We start from the raw sequence: 19,033 nt of genomic DNA on the forward strand, positions 1-19,033 counted from the left end.
CCACTCATCACAGCGCCGACAACTGCTCCATCGGCCAGCGCGCCTGCACGCTGATCGCCAGACTCTCCTGCTGACCAGCCTGCAAACGCTGGCAGCCGGCAAACGCGATCATCGCGCCGTTATCGGTGCAAAACTCGGGACGGGCATAAAACACATCGCCCTTCATGTCGCCGAGCATTTTTTCCAGCGAAACACGCAACGCCTTGTTGGCACTCACACCGCCGGCGATCACCAGACGCTTCATGCCGGCCTGCTTGAGGGCACGCTTGCACTTGATGGTCAAAGTCTCCACCACGGCCTGCTGGAACGCCAGCGCGATGTCGCAACGGGCTTGCTCGCTGTCGTCCCCGGCGCTGACGCACTGCTGCCAGGTGTTGAGGGCGAAGGTCTTCAGGCCGCTGAAGCTGAAATCCAGGCCCGGGCGATCGCACATCGGACGCGGGAAGGTGAAACGTCCTGCGACGCCCTTCTCTGCCAGCTTGGCGATTTCCGGTCCGCCCGGATAATTCAGGCCCATCATTTTTGCAGTCTTGTCGAAAGCTTCGCCCGCGGCATCGTCCAGCGTTTCACCGAGCAGGCTGTATTGGCCGATGCCATCGACCTGAACCAGCTGCGTATGACCACCGGAGACCAACAAAGCGACGAACGGGAATTCCGGCGGTTTTGGCTCCAGCATCGGCGCCAGCAAATGGCCTTCCATGTGATGCACGCCGAGCGCCGGGATGCCCCAGGCAAACGCCAGCGCCTGGGCGCATGAGGCCCCCACCAGCAGCGCCCCGACCAGGCCGGGACCCGCGGTGTAGGCGATGGCGTCGATCTCGGTCGGCACGCAGCCGGCTTCGGCCAGCACCTGACGGATCAAAGGCAGCATGCGCTTGACGTGATCGCGCGAGGCCAGCTCCGGTACCACGCCGCCATAGACGCGGTGCAGGTCGATCTGACTGAACAACGCGTCGGCCAGCAGGCCGCGCTCACTGTCGTATAAAGCGACGCCGGTTTCGTCGCAGGAAGTTTCTAATCCCAGTACTAGCATGGGTTTGCGCCTTGTTTAGGCTGAATTCGAAGGCGCGCATAATAGTCGCCGCGTGATGCCCCGACCAGCGGTTTTCGATCAGAGGCTTTGCATTCCGAGCGATGAGGGGTTAACATCCGCAACCCTTAAAAACCGACGTCTTCAAGTGCTCTTTTGCCGCGAGGATGTTGACCCCGGTAATGAATGAAGGTAGCTCTGGATGCCAGCCGTCAAAGTTAAAGAGAACGAACCCTTCGACGTAGCTCTGCGTCGTTTCAAGCGCTCCTGCGAAAAAGCCGGTGTACTGGCTGAAGTTCGTAGCCGCGAATTTTACGAGAAGCCAACTTCTGAGCGTAAGCGCAAGGCAGCTGCTGCTGTTAAGCGTCACGCCAAGAAAGTTCAGCGCGAACAGCGCCGCGCCGTTCGTCTGTACTAATACACAGACGATCGTAGCAAGCTTCTGCCAAGCCCGGCCCTCAGCCGGGCTAATGGCATTTGCGTAAAACGCTTGATGCTTCACCGTCGAAGCCGCAGATGCGACCGAGACAAACCCGCTTCACCGCGTCAGGCCTGGCTCTTTTGCCAGCGGTGCACGTCTTTTCTGACGAGCCTTTCAAGGCTACTGACGAGCACACCCACTGATTCCTCTTACGACGATCAGCCCAAGGCACCTGCTTGCGTGCCCGCTTCATGAGCTATCCGAGGCCGATTACAGGCCGTCAGCGGATTCAGCGCAACATTTTCGAATAGTCGAAGACTGATGAGTACTAACGTCAGTGGATTTTCGGCAGATACACTTCCCGACAGCGATTACGCAAACGACACCGGTCGAGCCGCACCACGTGCGCGCATCACTCAATGACCCGCGTCCGGCAGACTTTCGCATCGGATCCATTACAGCGCAGACGAGAACGCCATGGCCGGGCTGATTCCCCAGAGCTTCATTGACGACCTTCTGAACCGCACCGACATCGTCGACGTGGTCAGCTCGCGCGTGCAATTGAAGAAGGCCGGTAAAAACTACACCGCCTGCTGCCCGTTCCATAAAGAGAAGACCCCGTCGTTCAGCGTCAGCCCAGACAAGCAGTTCTATTACTGCTTCGGCTGCGGCGCCGGCGGCAACGCCCTCGGCTTTCTCATGGATCACGACAATCTGGACTTCCCCCAGGCCGTCGAAGATCTGGCCAAGGCCGCCGGCATGGAAGTGCCACGCGAAGAAGGCGGCCGCTCGAACAAACCGCGCCAGCCGACCGATTCACCGCTGTACCCGCTGCTCACCGCCGCCGCCGACTTTTACCGGCAGGCGCTCAAGAGCCACCCGGCACGCAAGGCAGCAGTGGATTACCTCAAGGGTCGTGGCCTGACCGGCGAAATCGCCCGGGACTTCGGTCTCGGATTCGCACCGCCGGGCTGGGACAACCTGTTCAAACACTTGAGCAGCGACACCTTGCAGCAGAAAGCCATGATCGACGCCGGCCTGCTGATCGAGAACGCCGAAACCGGTAAACGCTATGACCGCTTCCGCGATCGCGTGATGTTCCCGATCCGCGACACCCGTGGACGGATCATTGCTTTCGGCGGTCGAGTGCTCGGCGACGACAAGCCAAAGTACCTGAACTCGCCGGAAACCCCGGTCTTCCATAAAGGCCAGGAACTCTACGGCCTGTACGAAGCCCGCAAGAACAATCGCAACCTCGACGAAATCATCGTCGTCGAGGGCTATATGGATGTCATCGCTCTAGCCCAGCAAGGCCTGCGCAATGCCGTCGCGACACTCGGCACCGCCACCAGCGAAGAACACCTCAAGCGTCTGTTTCGCGTAGTGCCGAACGTACTGTTTTGCTTTGACGGCGACCAGGCTGGCCGCAATGCCGCCTGGCGCGCACTCGAAGCCACACTGCCCTGCCTGCAGGACGGGCGCCGTGCACGCTTTCTGTTTCTGCCTGAAGGCGAAGACCCGGATACGTTGATTCGCGCCGAAGGCACAGACGCCTTCCGCGCCCGGATCAATCAGCACGCACAGCCGCTGGCGGACTACTTCTTCCAGCAACTGACCGAAGAAGCCGACCCGCGTTCGCTGGAGGGCAAGGCCCACATGGCCACCCTCGCAGCACCATTGATCGACAAGGTCCCAGGCGCCAATCTGCGCATCCTGATGCGCCAGCGCCTGACCGAGATCACCGGTCTGAGCAGCGAAAGCGTCAGCCAGCTGGCCCAGAGCGCTCCTCAGGAAGCACCGCCGGCCTATGACCCGGGCATCGATTACGACGCCATGCCGGACTACAGCGACTACCATCAGCCGCAGGCACAGGACATGTATGTGCCGCAGCAGGAATGGACGCCGAAAAAAACCGGCGCCGGCGGCAAGAAATGGGACAAGAAACCGTGGGACAAAAATGGCAAGCGTGGCGGTGATCGCGATCAGCCGCGTGCCCCACGCGTGCCGGCCGCCGTCGAACCTCCGACCCTGGCCGCTCTGAGAACCTTGCTGCATCACCCGCAACTGGCGGAAAAGGTCGAGGACGCCGGGCACTTCGCGGACGAGAACCAGACCAACGCACAGCTGCTGGTGGCACTGCTCGAAGCCGTGCAGAAGAATCCCAAGCTAAACTCATTTCAGTTGATCGCGCGATGGCACGGAACCGAACAGGGTCGCCTGCTCAAGGCGCTGGCGGAAAAGGAATGGCTGATTGACGGAGACAACCTTGAACAACAGTTTTTCGACACCATTACTAGCTTGTCAGCCCGCCAACGCGAGCGAAATCTGGAACAACTGCTCAGGAAAGCGCGTCAAAGCGAACTGAGCGCCGAAGAGAAAAATCAACTGCGCGACCTTTTAAGTCGCAATGTTTCCGCATCAAACCCGACCTCAACTGGCGCGTGAGGTCATAGCTCAGGTATAATCCTCGGCTTGTTTTTTGCCCGCCAAGACCTTCAGTGGATAGGGTGTTATGTCCGGAAAAGCGCAACAGCAGTCTCGTATTATTGAGTTGATCAAACTGGGTCGTGAGCAGAAGTATCTGACTTACGCCGAGGTCAACGACCACCTGCCCGAGGATATTTCAGATCCGGAGCAGGTGGAAGACATCATCCGCATGATTAACGACATGGGGATCCCCGTACACGAGAGTGCTCCGGATGCGGACGCCCTTATGCTGGCCGACGCCGATACCGACGAGGCCGCTGCGGAAGAAGCAGCCGCTGCGTTGGCGGCGGTGGAGACCGATATCGGTCGCACCACTGACCCGGTGCGCATGTACATGCGTGAAATGGGTACGGTCGAGCTTCTGACTCGTGAAGGCGAAATCGAAATCGCCAAGCGTATCGAAGAAGGCATCCGTGAAGTGATGAGCGCCATCGCGCACTTCCCTGGCACGGTTGACCATATTCTCTCCGAGTACACTCGCGTCACCACCGAAGGTGGTCGCCTGTCCGACGTTCTGAGCGGTTACATCGACCCGGATGACGGCATTGCGCCGCCTGCCGCCGAAGTACCACCGCCGATCGACGCGAAAGCGGCGAAAGCGGATGACGACTCCGAGGACGATGACGCCGAAGCTTCCGATGACGAAGAAGAAGCCGAAAGCGGTCCGGATCCGGTCATTGCCGCACAGCGCTTCGGTGCTGTCGCCGACCAGATGGAAATCACCCGCAAGGCTCTGAAAAAGCACGGTCGTCACAACAAGGCGGCAATTGCCGAACTGTTGGCTCTGGCTGAGCTGTTCATGCCGATCAAACTGGTGCCGAAGCAATTCGAAGCACTGGTCGAGCGTGTTCGCAGTGCCCTGGATCGTCTGCGTCAGCAAGAGCGCGCGATCATGCAACTGTGCGTACGTGATGCACGTATGCCACGCGCCGATTTCCTGCGTCAGTTCCCTGGCAACGAAGTCGACGAAAGCTGGTCCGACGCCCTGGCCAAAGGCAAGAGCAAGTACGCCGAAGCCATTGCCCGCGTGCAACCGGACATCATCCGTTGCCAGCAGAAGCTGACCGCGCTGGAAACCGAGACCGGCCTGACCATCGCCGAGATCAAGGACATCAACCGTCGCATGTCGATCGGTGAGGCGAAAGCCCGCCGCGCGAAGAAAGAGATGGTTGAAGCGAACTTGCGTCTGGTGATCTCCATCGCCAAGAAGTACACCAACCGTGGCCTGCAATTCCTCGATCTGATCCAGGAAGGCAACATCGGTCTGATGAAAGCGGTGGACAAGTTCGAATACCGTCGTGGTTACAAGTTCTCGACTTATGCCACCTGGTGGATCCGTCAGGCGATCACTCGCTCGATCGCCGACCAGGCCCGCACCATCCGTATTCCGGTGCACATGATCGAGACGATCAACAAGCTCAACCGCATTTCCCGCCAGATGTTGCAGGAAATGGGTCGCGAACCGACCCCGGAAGAGCTGGGTGAACGCATGGAAATGCCTGAGGACAAGATCCGCAAGGTATTGAAGATCGCCAAAGAGCCGATCTCCATGGAAACCCCGATCGGTGATGACGAAGACTCCCATCTGGGTGACTTCATCGAAGACTCGACCATGCAGTCGCCAATCGATGTCGCCACTGTTGAGAGCCTGAAAGAAGCGACCCGCGAAGTGCTGTCCGGCCTTACTGCCCGTGAAGCCAAGGTACTGCGCATGCGTTTCGGTATCGACATGAACACCGACCATACGCTCGAAGAAGTCGGCAAACAGTTTGACGTGACCCGTGAGCGGATCCGTCAGATCGAAGCCAAGGCGCTGCGCAAGCTGCGCCACCCGACGCGAAGCGAGCATCTGCGCTCCTTCCTCGACGAGTGATACCAGAACCCCCGGCCCAGGCCGGGGGTTTTGTTTTTAGCGCAGATTAAATACCTCGCACCGCCCTTCCCCCCGCGCACAGCCCGTCTACACTCGAAACATTCCCCCGAGCCATAACGAGACCGTTATGCCCAGACTGGCGTCCGTGCTTTTTTTGCTGTCACTGATGATCTGGACCGCAACGGCTGACGCGCTGACTCTGACCGATGAAGAACGTAGCTGGCTGGCGGCTCACCCGGACTTGCGCCTGGGTGTGGATGCGTCGTGGCCGCCCTTCGAGTTCCGCGACGACCAGAACCGCTATCAGGGCCTGGCAGCGGACTATATCGATGTGATTCGCCAACGCCTGGCGATCAAGCTCACCCCCATCGAGCCGGTGAGCTGGACCGTGGTGCTCGAACAGGCGAAAAACGGCACGATCGACCTGCTGCCGGGCATCATGTCCACCCCGGAACGCCAGAGTTACCTGTCATTCACCCGCCCTTATCTCGATTTTCCGATCGTCATCCTGGCCCACGTCGGCGGCCCGCAACCGCGCAAGCTCGAGGATCTTTACGGCCTGAAGATCGCCGTGGTCGAAAACTACGCCCCCCACGAACTGCTGCGCACCCATCATCCCGACCTGAACCTGGTGGCAATGCCCAACGTCAGTTCCGCATTGCAGGCCCTGGCCACTGATGAAGTCGACGCGGTGGTCGGCGATCTGGCCTCCAGTGTCTGGAGCCTGCGGCAGCTCAAACTGGATGGTTTGTATGTCAGCGGCGAGACCCCTTATCGCTACCAGCTGGCGATGGGCGTCCCCCGGGACAACAAAATGCTGGTGGGGATTCTCGACAAGGTGCTGGCCGACATGTCCCCGGAGGAAATCAGCAGCATTCAGGAGCACTGGGTCGGCAACGTCCTCGATCACCGGACATTCTGGTCGGATCTGCTGGTTTACGGTTTACCGGGGCTATCGCTTCTGGTCATCGTCCTGGCAGTGGTGATCCGCATCAACCGGCGCCTGAGCTCGGAAATCGCCCGACGCATCGACCTTGAACAGGAACTGCGCAGCAGCGAATACCACTATCGCGGGCTGGTGGAGAGTCTCTCAGCCATCGCCTGGGAAGCGCGGATCAGCGATTTCACCTACAGCTATGTTTCGCCCCACGCCGAGGATCTGCTCGGCTATCCGCTGTCCCATTGGCTGATTCCAGGCTTTTGGCGCAACATCATTCACCCTGCCGATCTGACTCGTGCCCAGAGCTTCTGCGATCACGAAGTGCTGGCCGGGCGCGATCACAGTCTCGATTACCGCGTCATCACCGCAGACGGCCGTTGCTTGTGGGTACGCGACATCGTCAGCCTGATCGAACACGGCCACGAACCGGTGATGCGCGGCCTGATGATCGACATCAGCGAAACCAAACGCACCGAAGAGGCGTTGCGCCTGTCGGAACAGAAATTCGCTTCGGTATTCCAGCAATGCCCGGACATTCTGGTGATCGCCCGGCTATCCGACGGCTGCTTGCTGGAGGTCAACGAAGCTTTTGAAGAACAGATCGGGCTCAAGGCCGAAGAAGTGATTGGCCAGACCGCCACCGAACTCAACATCTGGGGCATTCCAGGGGTTGGCCCGGGCCTGCTTCAGCGCCTGCAAGCAGGCAGCATTCGCAACCTGGAGATGCCCTTTCGTCGCAACAATGGCCAGGTGTTTACCGGGCTGATTTCCGCCGAGCCCTTCGAGCTCGACACCACACCGGCGCTGGTCGTGGTGGTGCGCGACATTACCCAGCTCAAGGAAACCCAACAGCAACTGCAAACCTCCGAAGAGAAGTTCGCCAAGGCCTTCCACGCCTCGCCGGACGGTCTGCTTCTGTCGCGCCAGAGCGATGGCCTGCTGCTGGAGGTCAACGAAGGTTTCAGTCGTATCACCGGTTTCAACAGCGCGATGTCGGTGGATCGCTCGGCGCTGGACCTGGGAATCTGGGTCAACCTCAACGAACGCAAGCAAATGCTCGACCTGCTGCACCGCGACGGATTCGTTCGTGACTTCAGCTGCCACATCCGCCGCAGCGACGGGCAGATCCGCCTCTGCGAAGTGTCCAGCCGTCCGCTGCCGATCGGCGACGAAGATTGCATGCTGACCATCGCCCGGGACATCACCGAACGCCACCTGATGCAGGAAAAACTGCAACAGGCTGCGACCGTGTTCGAGAGTACTGCCGAAGGCGTGCTGATCACCGACACCCAGCAACACATCAGCGCCGTGAACCGGGCGTTCACCGAAATCACCGGTTACAGCGAAAGCGAAGCACTGGGGCACACTCCGCGCCTGCTGGCGTCCGGCCTGCACGACAGCGCGTTTTACGCGGCGATGTGGCATCAATTGACTGACGAAGGCCATTGGCAGGGCGAAATCTCCAACCGGCGCAAAAATGGCGAGCTGTACCCGAGCTGGCTGACCATCAGCGCCGTGCGCAACCGCGACAAGTTCATCACTCACTTCGTAGCGGTGTTCGCCGATATCTCCAGCCTCAAGCACGCCCAGGCCAAGCTCGACTATCAGGCGCATCACGACCCGCTCACCGGCCTGCCAAACCGCACGCTGTTCGAAAGTCGCCTGCTGATGGCACTCAACAGTCAGCAGGAAAACGGCGGTCAGGGCGCAGTGCTGTTCCTCGACCTCGACCGTTTCAAGCACATCAACGACAGCCTCGGTCACCCGGTCGGCGATTTGCTGCTCAAGGGCATCGCCGTGCGCCTCAAGGAGCAACTGCGCGATATCGACACCGTCGCGCGGCTGGGTGGCGACGAATTCATCATTCTGCTGCCTGGCCTGCAGCAGCCCGGCGATGCAGACAACATCGCCACCAAACTGCTGAACTGCTTTGGCGCACCGTTCCAGGCTGGCGAGCATGAGTTCTTCATCAGCGCCAGCATCGGCACCAGCCTTTACCCGCGCGACGGCTGCGATGTCGCGACCCTGATCAAGAACGCAGACGCGGCGATGTACCGCTCCAAGGCCAAGGGCCGCAACCGGGTCGAAAGCTACACCCGCGATCTCACCGCCCAGGCCAGCGAACGCGTAGCACTGGAACACGAACTTCGCCGGGCCATTGAGCGCGAAGAGTTGTACCTCTATTACCAACCGAAAATCAGCCTCGACGATCACAGCCTGGTCGGCGCCGAAGCCTTGATCCGCTGGCGTCATCCGAATTTCGGCGACGTGCCGCCAGAGCACTTTATCCCGCTGGCGGAAGAGAACGGGATGATTCTGCAAATCGGCGACTGGGTGCTGGAAACCGCCTGCCGGCAGATGTTCGAGTGGGGCCAGATCTATGAATCTCTCGGCCCGCTGTCGGTGAACCTCGCCGGCGCACAACTGCGCCAGCCGAACCTGCTGGGACGCATCGAGCAACTGCTCAAAGACAACCGCCTGCGGCCGGAATTACTGCAACTGGAAATTACCGAAAACTTCATCATGAGCCAGGCTGAAGAAGCGCTGGCGGTGCTGCATCAGCTCAAACACCTGGGTGTGCAACTGGCCATCGACGACTTCGGCACCGGTTATTCCTCGCTGAGTTACCTCAAGCGCCTGCCTCTGGACATCCTCAAGATCGACCAGTCTTTCGTTCGCGGACTGCCCGACGACCCGCACGACGCGGCGATCGTCCGCGCCATCATCGCCCTGGGCCGCAGCATGCAATTCACCGTGATCGCCGAAGGCGTGGAAACCCAGGCCCAGCAACAATTCCTCGCCGCCGAAGGCTGTGAACAGATTCAGGGCTACATCGTCAGCCTGCCGCTGCCACCAGAAGAGTTTGCCGCGACGTTTCTTCGCATAGCCGTATCAGATTTTTCGGATAGCACAGCCGAGAAACCGTCGCTATAATCCGCGGCCTACTGAGGGCCTATAGCTCAGTTGGTTAGAGCAGAGGACTCATAATCCTTTGGTCCACGGTTCAAGTCCGTGTGGGCCCACCAAACATGAAAAAGCCGCGCTTATGTGCGGCTTTTTCGTTTCTGTCTTTCCCGCCACGAGGCCGTCGTCCCATCTCCCTTCAAAGCGTGCGACTTCTGAAAGCGTAAACAGGGCTTGCCTCATGCCCGTCTAAATCGACAACTAACCATTTCGTTACACCATATGTCCTGGCACCCAAAGCCGAGGCTCATCTGATGATTCGAAAAAGGAATTTTTATGGTTGATGTCACTCGCCGTTCGCTGATGGGAATCGCCGCAGCACTTCCCCTGCTCGCGCAGTCATCCTGGGGGCAGGCGCAACGTCAGGATGCACCGGCACCAGTACCCGGCGATGAGGTACTGATCAATTTCAACGAGAGCCCCTGGGGACCGGCGCTCGCCGCCCGACAGGCGATGCAGGAAGGCATTGCACTGTGCGGGCGTTATCCCTACAAGATCCAGTACCGACTCAACGCTCTGTTTGCCCGCCAACAAGGCATACCGGAGGAATATGTTCAGACTTTCTGCGGCTCCAAACTGGCCTTGCAGCATGCGGTTCACGCCTTCACTCGACAGGGTAGCCTGGTCGTTGCGTCGCCCTCTTATGAAGACCCTGTCGAGGCGGCTCGCGGCAGACAGGTCGCGGTCCACGAGATAGCACTGAATCCTGATCATGCCCATGATCTTCCACACATGCTGGCGGCCGATCCGCAGGCGGGACTGATCTACGTCTGCAATCCGAATAATCCGACCGGTACTGTGACGCCACACGCAGATATCCTGCTCGCGCTGGCGAACAAGCCAAAAGGAACGATTCTGTTGGTGGACGAGGCCTATATCGACTTCTCGAATGCGCCGACCTGCATTCCGCTGGTCAAGGATCATCCCGAACTGATGGTGCTGCGAACTTTCTCGAAAATCTATGGCATGGCAGGCGCCCGTCTGGGTATCGCGATAGCCAACCCCGCCCTGCTGGAGCAACTGGAGGTGTTCGGCAATTACAACGTGCCGGCGGCCCCTTCGCTGTTGGGCGGCATAGCCAGTCTCGAGGACACGCAGTTGCTGCCACAGCGCAAGCACACCAACACGAGGCTGCGTGACGAGACAATCACCTGGCTGACCGCTCGCGGTTTTCGCTGCACGGTGTCGCAGGCCAACTGCTTCATGGTCGACGTGAAACGTTCTGCCAGGGAGGTGGTGCAGGCGTTGGCCGATCGCCGGGTCAAGGTGGGCCGGGTATGGAAAGAGTGGCCGACGTGGATTCGGGTCAGCGTTGGTACGGAAGACGACATGCGACGGTTTCGTGAGGCATTTGCCAGCGTCTGATATCAAGACAGTCCCTATGGAAAACCGCGCGAGTATCGCCCACAAGCTTACCGCCGGCCGAGCCTGTAACATGCGCAACCAAAGATCCGCGCCCATGGAGACGCCCCTTGTCCGACATCCGCCCACCCGTGCTTGATGAAATTGACCGACAGTTGATCGCGGCCCTGCAAATCAACGCCCGCGAGAGCGTGGCGATGCTGGCCCGGCAATTGGGGATCGCCCGCACGACCGTGACTTCGCGACTGGCGCGTCTGGAAAAGGCCAAGGTCATCACCGGCTACGGCGTACGCCTGGGTCAGCGTGTCGTGGATGGCGGCTTGCAGGCTTACGTCGGGATCAAGGTGCAGCCACGTTCCGGCAAAGAGGTGTTGCGGCGGTTGAGCGCGATGGCTCAGGTGCAGCAATTGTGTGCGGTGAGTGGCGAGTTTGATTATGTGGCGTGGTTGCGGACGGACTCCCCGGAACAGCTGGATCAGCTTCTCGATCAGATCGGCAGCGTAGACGGTGTAGAGAAGACCACAACCTCGATCATCCTCAGCAGCAAGATCGATCGCGGGCATCCAGTTTGACCTCCGGACTCGTCATATTGCAGCGCTAACGCTCAAAACGACGACAAATTGCGTCTTATTAACGTGTTCTACGCTCCCTAGAATGGCTGGCATCTTTTCCTATACTCAGACGCGCATCCAGCGTCGGGTCGCCAGCAAGGTCAGCCATGAACAAGAACAATCGCCATCCTGCAGACGGTAAGAAACCGATCACCATTTTCGGTCCGGACTTTCCTTTCGCCTTCGACGACTGGATCGAACACCCGGCCGGCCTGGGTAGCATTCCCGAGCACAACCACGGTGCCGAAGTGGCAATCGTGGGTGCTGGCATCGCCGGTCTGGTGGCGGCTTATGAGCTGATGAAACTCGGCCTGAAACCCGTAGTGTACGAGGCCTCGAAGCTTGGCGGTCGCCTGCGCTCCCAAGCGTTCAACGGCACTGACGGCATCGTCGCCGAACTCGGCGGCATGCGCTTCCCGGTATCCTCCACCGCGTTCTATCACTACGTCGACAAGCTCGGTCTGGAAACCAAGCCCTTCCCCAACCCGCTGACGCCGGCCTCCGGCAGCACCGTGATCGACCTGGAAGGCAAAACCCATTACGCACAGAGCCTGAAGGATCTTCCTGCACTGTTCCAGGAAGTGGCTGACGCCTGGGCCGACGCTCTGGAGGCCGGTTCGCAGTTCGCCGATATCCAGCAAGCGATTCGCGACCGTGACGTGCCACGCCTCAAGGAGCTGTGGAACACTCTGGTTCCGCTGTGGGACGACCGCACCTTCTACGACTTCGTTGCCACCTCGAAAGCCTTCGCCAAACTGTCGTTCCATCACCGCGAAGTGTTCGGCCAGGTCGGTTTCGGTACCGGTGGCTGGGACTCGGATTTCCCCAACTCGATGCTGGAAATCTTCCGCGTCGTGATGACCAACTGCGACGATCACCAACATCTGGTCGTCGGCGGTGTGGAACAAGTGCCACAAGGTATCTGGCGTCATGCGCCGGAGCGCTGCGTACACTGGCCGCAAGGCACCAGCCTGAAATCGTTGCACCACGGCGCACCGCGCTCCGGGGTGAAGAAAATCGCCCACGCACCTGACGGACGTTTCGCGGTCACCGACAACAACGGCGACACCCGCGAATACGCCGCCGTACTGACCACCTGCCAGAGCTGGCTGCTGACCACCCAGATCGAATGCGACGAAAGCCTGTTCTCGCAGAAGATGTGGATGGCGCTGGACCGCACTCGCTACATGCAATCGTCGAAGACCTTCGTGATGGTCGACCGCCCGTTCTGGAAGGACAAGGACCCGGAAACTGGCCGTGACCTGATGAGCATGACCCTCACCGATCGCCTGACCCGTGGCACCTACCTGTTCGACAACGGCGACGACAAGCCGGGCGTGATCTGCCTGTCGTACTCGTGGATGAGCGATGCGCTGAAGATGCTCCCGCACCCGGTGGAGAAACGCGTGAAACTGGCGCTGGATGCGCTGAAGAAGATCTACCCGAAAGTCGACATCGCCGCGCGGATCATCGGCGATCCGATCACCGTGTCGTGGGAAGCCGACCCGCACTTCCTCGGCGCGTTCAAGGGCGCCCTGCCCGGCCACTATCGCTACAACCAGCGCATGTACGCGCACTTCATGCAGGACGACATGCCGCCGGAGCAGCGCGGGATTTTCATCGCCGGCGACGACGTGTCGTGGACGCCGGCCTGGGTCGAAGGCGCGGTACAGACCTCGCTCAACGCGGTGTGGGGAATCATGAAGCACTTCGGCGGGTCCACACATAAAGAGAACCCCGGCCCGGGTGATGTGTTCAAAGACATCGGCCCGATCGCCCTGCCCGAGTAAGAGGAATCTTCGATGCGTGTAGCCCTTTACCAATGTCCACCGCTGCCACTGGAACCCGCCGCCAACCTTCAGCGCTTGCATCAACTGGCGATGGAGGCCAAAGGCGCCGACCTGCTGGTGGTGCCGGAGATGTTCCTGACCGGCTACAACATCGGCAAGGAGGCGGTCGCGACATTGGCCGAGGTCTATAACGGCGAATGGGCGCAACAGGTTGGACGAATCGCCAAGGCTGCCGGCCTGGCGATTCTCTACGGTTATCCTGAGCGCACCGCCGAAGCAAAGATCTACAACGCTGTGCAGTTGATCGATTCGAACGGCGAGCGCCTGTGCAATTACCGCAAGACGCATCTGTTCGGCGATCTGGACCGTTCGATGTTCAGCCCCGGCGACGGCGAGTTTCCCATCGTCGAGCTCAACGGCTGGAAGCTCGGTTTCCTGATCTGCTACGACCTGGAGTTCCCGGAAAACGCCCGGCGCCTGGCCCTTGAAGGCGCCGAGCTGATTCTGGTGCCGACGGCGAACATGATTCCTTTTGATTTCATTGCCGATGTTTCCGTGCGCTCCCGCGCCTTCGAAAACCAGTGCTACGTGGCTTACGCCAACTACTGCGGCCACGAAGGCGACATTCATTACTGCGGGCAAAGCAGCATTGCCGCGCCGGATGGCAGCCGCATCGCCCAGGCCGGACTGGACGAAGCCTTGATCGTCGGTGAGCTGGATCGTCAGTTGATGGTCGACTCGCGCAACGCCAACCGCTACTTCAACGACCGCCGCCCCGAACTTTACGACGCGCTCAACAAGCGCTAATCCGCTAGCATTGGCACTTCACTGTTCTGGAAGTGCCCATGCCTGCGTCGACTCACCCCCGCCCCCACACCGAAACCCTGACCAACGGCTTGCGCGTGACCCTGCGCCACATGCCCGGTCTGAAGCGCAGCGCCGCCGCGTTGCGGGTGGCTGCCGGCAGTCATGACGTGCCGTTGGCGTGGCCGGGGCTGGCGCATTTTCTTGAGCATTTGCTGTTTCTCGGCACCGAGCGTTTTCCTGCACAGCAAGGGCTGATGGCCTACGTGCAAGGTCACGGCGGTCAGGTGAATGCCAGCACCCGCGAGCGCACCACCGATTTCTTCTTTGAATTGCCGCCAGCGTCGTTCAGCGCCGGGCTGGAGCGTCTGTCAGACATGCTCGCCCGGCCGCGTATGGATCCGGACGATCAGTTGCGGGAGCGGGAAGTGTTGCAGGCGGAGTTTGTCGCGTGGACGCAGGATGCTGCGGCTCAGCAGAAAGAGGCGCTGTTTGAGGGATTGTCGGCAGCACATCCTTTGCGCGGCTTTCATGCCGGAAACCGCGACAGCCTGCCGGTTGAACAAGCGGATTTTCAGCAGGCGTTGAGAGATTTCCATCAGCAGTTTTACCGCACCGGGCAGATGATCCTGAGTCTGGTCGGACCGCAGAACGTGGAAGAACTGCGAGCGCTGGCGGAGCAGTTTGCCGCCGCGCTGACAGCTGGGGATAAAACTTCACAGGCAGCCCCCGTTCGCTTGATGGACATTCCACAGAAAAGTTATCAACAGGTCGGCGAGCGGCACGGCAATCTGCTGTTTGCGTTAGAGGATTTGCCGGAGTCGTCGGCCGAGGCACTGGCGTTTTTCTGTCACTGGTTGAACAGCGCCAAACCCGGTGGGCTGCTCGCTCACTTGCAGCAGCAGGGATTCGCGGAAGACTTACAGGCCTGTGTGCCTTATCAATTTGCTGGGCAAGCTTTTCTACATCTTCAGTTCACTGGGGCATCCGGGTCACTCGACGCCATCCGCGCACAGTTTCTCGACTGGTTGAGCTTCTTCGCAGCGCAGCAGGACTGGCCGGCACTACGCGAGGAATATTCGGCACAGCTTCAACGTCAGCAGCAGGTCAGCGGTGCGTTGCAACTGGCGCGACTCGACAGCGAACAACTCGAAAGCGGCCTCTCCGAATCGGCCGTTGCAGCGCTCAAAGTGATTCTCGGCAAAATCGGCACTGTGGATAACTTCAGCAGTCACTGGCATCTGCCCGCTGCCAATCCGTTCCTGCGCGTAGCCGAACCGCTGGCCAACGCCGGCCTGATCCGCGGCCAAACCAGCGCCCACCGTGGGCTGCGCACGTTCGCTCAGGATCGCTCGCGCAGCCGACGCGAACGTTCGCCGATGCAATTCAGCCAGGCGCTGCCGGATAACGATGACGAAGGTGCGGTGTATGTTCGCTGGCAGACGGAAGCAGCGGCCACGGCCGAGCTGCAAGCGAAACTGCAACGCAGTCTGCGGGAGATTTCCGACGACGCGCGTCAGGCCGGGGTCGAGTTGTCCTTCAGCGCCGCAGCTAATCAGTGGCTGCTGAAACTCACTGGCCTGCAGGACACGCTGCCCGTTGTCCTGGAGCACGCACTGAAATCTCTGACACAAGTGGGCGCCGATTCCGCGAAAGGCGAGCCGCAACCTGCGCTGATACCGATCCGCCAGCTGCTCAAAGTACTGCCGGAAAAATGCCTGCCAGCGGTAGGCAAATCCGATGACGCCGCTCACCTGTGGACAACTTCCCGCTGGGACGGTCTGGCTTTGGGGTTAAGCCCACAAACCCAGTCAGCCATGGGTCTGGCCCTGAGTCGCATCCCCGGCATCCCGGACAATCAAATTCCCGCACCCTCGGCAATCAACGCCGGATACCGGTGGAGTCAGATCGACAGCGCGTCCAGCGAACACGCCTTGCTGCTGTTCTGCCCGACCGCCAGCCACGAGATCGCCGACGAAGCCGCGTGGCGCCTGCTAGCGCATCTGTGCCAGACACCGTTCTACCAACGCCTGCGCGTCGAACTGCAACTGGGTTATGCGGTGTTCAGCGGGCTGCGTCAGCTCCACGGCCAGACCGGATTGCTGTTCGGTGTGCAATCGCCCACGGCCACCGCCGCGCAATTGCTCGGTCACATTCAGCAGTTTCTCGATAGCCTGCCAGCCCTTGTCGAACGACTTGATGACGCGAGCCTCGCCCGGCAACGCCAGACGCTTGTCGATCAGTTCGATGACAGCGTCCTGTCCGGCAAAGATGCGGCCGAACTCCTGTGGCAGGCCCGCCTCGCCGGCCACTCGTCGGATTATCTGGCCCATCTGCGCAGCGCCATCGCCCAACTGGATCGCCCGGCATTCCTGGCCGCCGCACAACGTCTGATCCGCGCCGAGGGCGGCTGGCACGGCCTCTCCAACGCCGCTTCGCCGGACGCGCCATGGCAAGCGGCAAAATGATCATTACCGGGGCTGCAAGGAGCTTTCTCAAAGATTCACGGGCCAACCCCCTGAAATTTTGAGTAACATAGCCACCTAACTATTTGGAACATCCCTGCGCTGCCGTGGACTATACCTATGGATAGCGCTATCTCACCCACCTGAAAAAGGAGTCACCCGATGGCTTGGACCAAACCTGCTTACACCGACCTGCGTATCGGCTTCGAAGTCACCATGTACTTCGCCAGCCGCTGAGTCCTGCCTCAAGCAGAACACTGCAGTGCAACGCCTCGGCTCGCCGGGGCGTTTTATTTTCAGCGTTGAAATGATGGAGCGTTCATGTTCGTCCAGATTCTGGGTTCGGCCGCCGGTGGCGGTTTTCCGCAGTGGAACTGCAACTGCGTCAATTGCGCCGGTTTTCGCGACGGCAGCCTGAATGCCCAGGCCCGTACCCAATCGTCCATCGCGATTTCCGATGACGGCGTGAACTGGGTGCTGTGCAACGCCTCGCCGGACATCCGCGCGCAGCTTCAGAGCTTCGCCCCGATGCAGCCGGGCCGTGCCCTGCGTGACACCGGCATCAGCGCGATCATCCTGATGGACAGCCAGATCGACCACACCACCGGCCTGCTCAGCCTGCGCGAAGGCTGCCCGCATCAGGTCTGGTGCACGGACATGGTCCACGAAGACCTGAGCACCGGTTTCCCGCTGTTCACCATGCTCAAGCACTGGAACGGCGGGCTGGACTGGAACCGCATCGAACTTGACCAGAGCTTCACCGTCGCCGCCTGCCCGAACCTGCGCTTCACCCCGCTGCCGTTGCGCAGCGCGGCACCGCCCTACTCGCCGCACCGCTTCGACCCGCACCCAGGCGACAACATCGGCCTGATCGTCGAAGACCTCAGCACCGGCGGCAAGCTGTTCTATGCCCCAGGCCTGGGCAAGGTCGACGCGCCGCTGCTGGAAATCATGTCCGGCAGCGACTGCGTGCTGGTAGACGGGACGATGTGGGACGACGATGAAATGCAGCGCCGTGGCGTCGGCACCCGCACCGGCCGCGAGATGGGCCACCTGGCCCAGAACGGCCCCGGCGGCATGCTCGAAGTGCTGGAACAGCTTCCCGAGCAACGCAAGGTGCTTATCCACATCAACAACACCAACCCGATTCTCGACGAAGACTCGCCGGAACGCGCGGAACTGGTTCGGCGCAATGTTGAAGTGGCGTATGACGGCATGAGCATCGTCCTGTAACGAATGGCCCGGAGAACCGCAATGACCGACACCCCGCTGTCCCCCGCCGAATTCGAAGCGGCCCTGCGCGCCAAGGGCGCCTATTACCACATTCATCACCCGTATCACGTGGCGATGTATGAAGGCCGGGCCACCCGCGAGCAGATCCAGGGCTGGGTCGCCAACCGCTTCTACTATCAGGTGAACATCCCCCTGAAAGACGCGGCGATCCTCGCCAACTGCCCGGATCGCGAGATCCGCCGCGAATGGATTCAGCGCCTGCTCGACCACGACGGCGCCCCCGGCGAAGACGGCGGCATCGAAGCCTGGCTGCGTCTGGGCCAGGCCGTCGGTCTCGATCCGGATCAATTGCGTTCGCAGGAACTGGTGCTGCCCGGCGTGCGTTTCGCCGTCGATGCCTACGTCAACTTCGCCCGCCGCGCCAGTTGGCAGGAAGCTGCCAGCAGCTCGCTGACCGAGCTGTTCGCGCCGCAGATCCACCAGTCGCGTCTCGACAGCTGGCCGCAGCACTACCCGTGGATCGACCCGGCCGGCTACGAATATTTCCGCACCCGTCTCGGTCAGGCCCGGCGCGATGTCGAGCATGGTCTGGCCATCACGCTGGAGCACTACAAGACCCGCGAAGGCCAGGAGCGCATGCTGGAAATTCTCCAGTTCAAACTGGACATCCTTTGGAGCATGCTCGATGCCATGAGCATGGCCTACGAACTGAACCGCCCGCCGTATCACAGCGTCACCGATCAACGGGTCTGGCATAAAGGAATCGCCTTATGAGTTTCGACCGCAGCAAGACCCCGACCTGGCGTCCCGGCTACCGTTTCCAGTACGAACCGGCGCAGAAAGGCCACGTGCTGCTGTACCCGGAAGGCATGATCAAACTCAATGAAAGTGCCGCGCTGATCGGCGGCCTGATCGACGGTGAACGGGATGTCGCGGCGATCATCGCCGAACTCGACAGACAGTTCCCCGGCGTGCCCGAGCTCGGTGACGACATCGAGCAATTCATGGAGGTTGCCCGTGCGCAGCACTGGATCGAACTTGCCTGAGTCATCG

At 60.5% G+C, this 19,033-nt stretch carries 14 protein-coding genes and 1 tRNA gene; 14 read left to right on the forward strand and 1 reads right to left on the reverse strand.

Going from position 1 to position 19,033, the window contains the following annotated elements; genetic code table 11:
• Positions 1 to 7: 7 nt before the first annotated feature.
• Positions 8 to 1,033 carry a tRNA (adenosine(37)-N6)-threonylcarbamoyltransferase complex transferase subunit TsaD gene (gene tsaD / locus AC07XZ_RS00245; protein WP_102685690.1) on the reverse strand — a complete coding sequence of 342 codons (1,026 nt, stop codon included), beginning with the start codon at positions 1,031 to 1,033 and terminating at the stop codon, positions 8 to 10.
• A gap of 199 nt (positions 1,034 to 1,232) precedes the next feature.
• On the opposite strand from tsaD, the gene rpsU reads away from it, so the two are divergent.
• The 14 genes from rpsU to pqqD all read left to right on the forward strand — a co-directional run bounded on the left by rpsU (position 1,233) and on the right by pqqD (position 19,026).
• A complete protein-coding gene (gene rpsU / locus AC07XZ_RS00250; RefSeq protein WP_002551877.1) occupies positions 1,233 to 1,448 on the forward strand; it encodes a 30S ribosomal protein S21 in 216 nt (71 codons plus the stop codon).
• A 480-nt stretch (positions 1,449 to 1,928) separates the two neighbouring features.
• Entirely contained in the window at positions 1,929 to 3,896 is a 1,968-nt protein-coding gene (dnaG, locus tag AC07XZ_RS00255) for a DNA primase (protein WP_085746595.1), read from the forward strand.
• A gap of 67 nt (positions 3,897 to 3,963) precedes the next feature.
• Positions 3,964 to 5,811 (forward strand): RNA polymerase sigma factor RpoD, encoded by a 1,848-nt coding sequence (rpoD, locus tag AC07XZ_RS00260; RefSeq protein WP_102685691.1) that lies wholly within the window; start codon positions 3,964 to 3,966, stop codon positions 5,809 to 5,811.
• Between the two features lie 127 nt (positions 5,812 to 5,938).
• Positions 5,939 to 9,685: a bifunctional diguanylate cyclase/phosphodiesterase gene (locus AC07XZ_RS00265; RefSeq protein ID WP_102685692.1), complete on the forward strand. Its 3,747-nt coding sequence runs from the start codon at positions 5,939 to 5,941 to the stop codon at positions 9,683 to 9,685.
• Between the two features lie 15 nt (positions 9,686 to 9,700).
• A tRNA-Ile gene (locus AC07XZ_RS00270) sits at positions 9,701 to 9,777 on the forward strand.
• Positions 9,778 to 9,991: 214 nt separating this feature from the next.
• On the forward strand, positions 9,992 to 11,080 hold the full coding sequence (gene ptaA, locus AC07XZ_RS00275; RefSeq protein ID WP_085746598.1) for a pyoverdine biosynthesis transaminase PtaA: 1,089 nt from the start codon (positions 9,992 to 9,994) through the stop codon (positions 11,078 to 11,080).
• Positions 11,081 to 11,187: 107 nt separating this feature from the next.
• Positions 11,188 to 11,649: an Lrp/AsnC family transcriptional regulator gene (locus AC07XZ_RS00280; protein WP_064599860.1), complete on the forward strand. Its 462-nt coding sequence runs from the start codon at positions 11,188 to 11,190 to the stop codon at positions 11,647 to 11,649.
• 146 nt (positions 11,650 to 11,795) lie between these two features.
• Positions 11,796 to 13,478: a flavin monoamine oxidase family protein gene (locus AC07XZ_RS00285; RefSeq protein ID WP_085746599.1), complete on the forward strand. Its 1,683-nt coding sequence runs from the start codon at positions 11,796 to 11,798 to the stop codon at positions 13,476 to 13,478.
• A gap of 12 nt (positions 13,479 to 13,490) precedes the next feature.
• Complete coding sequence (locus AC07XZ_RS00290) at positions 13,491 to 14,285, forward strand: carbon-nitrogen hydrolase family protein (RefSeq protein WP_102685693.1); 795 nt, start codon at positions 13,491 to 13,493, stop codon at positions 14,283 to 14,285.
• A 38-nt stretch (positions 14,286 to 14,323) separates the two neighbouring features.
• A complete protein-coding gene (gene pqqF / locus AC07XZ_RS00295) occupies positions 14,324 to 16,750 on the forward strand; it encodes a pyrroloquinoline quinone biosynthesis protein PqqF (RefSeq protein ID WP_102685694.1) in 2,427 nt (808 codons plus the stop codon).
• Positions 16,751 to 16,909: 159 nt separating this feature from the next.
• On the forward strand, positions 16,910 to 16,984 hold the full coding sequence (gene pqqA / locus AC07XZ_RS00300; RefSeq protein WP_003444522.1) for a pyrroloquinoline quinone precursor peptide PqqA: 75 nt from the start codon (positions 16,910 to 16,912) through the stop codon (positions 16,982 to 16,984).
• A gap of 84 nt (positions 16,985 to 17,068) precedes the next feature.
• Positions 17,069 to 17,980, forward strand: coding sequence for a pyrroloquinoline quinone biosynthesis protein PqqB (gene pqqB, locus AC07XZ_RS00305; protein ID WP_102685695.1), 912 nt, complete (start codon positions 17,069 to 17,071; stop codon positions 17,978 to 17,980).
• A gap of 21 nt (positions 17,981 to 18,001) precedes the next feature.
• Entirely contained in the window at positions 18,002 to 18,754 is a 753-nt protein-coding gene (gene pqqC / locus AC07XZ_RS00310; protein WP_011336228.1) for a pyrroloquinoline-quinone synthase PqqC, read from the forward strand.
• On the forward strand, positions 18,751 to 19,026 hold the full coding sequence (pqqD, locus tag AC07XZ_RS00315) for a pyrroloquinoline quinone biosynthesis peptide chaperone PqqD (protein WP_007959876.1): 276 nt from the start codon (positions 18,751 to 18,753) through the stop codon (positions 19,024 to 19,026). Before pqqC ends, pqqD begins: the two co-directional genes overlap by 4 nt.
• The last annotated feature ends 7 nt before the right edge of the window (positions 19,027 to 19,033 follow it).

This window comes from Pseudomonas sp. GW458-11-26-14-LB4 (assembly GCF_059423925.1).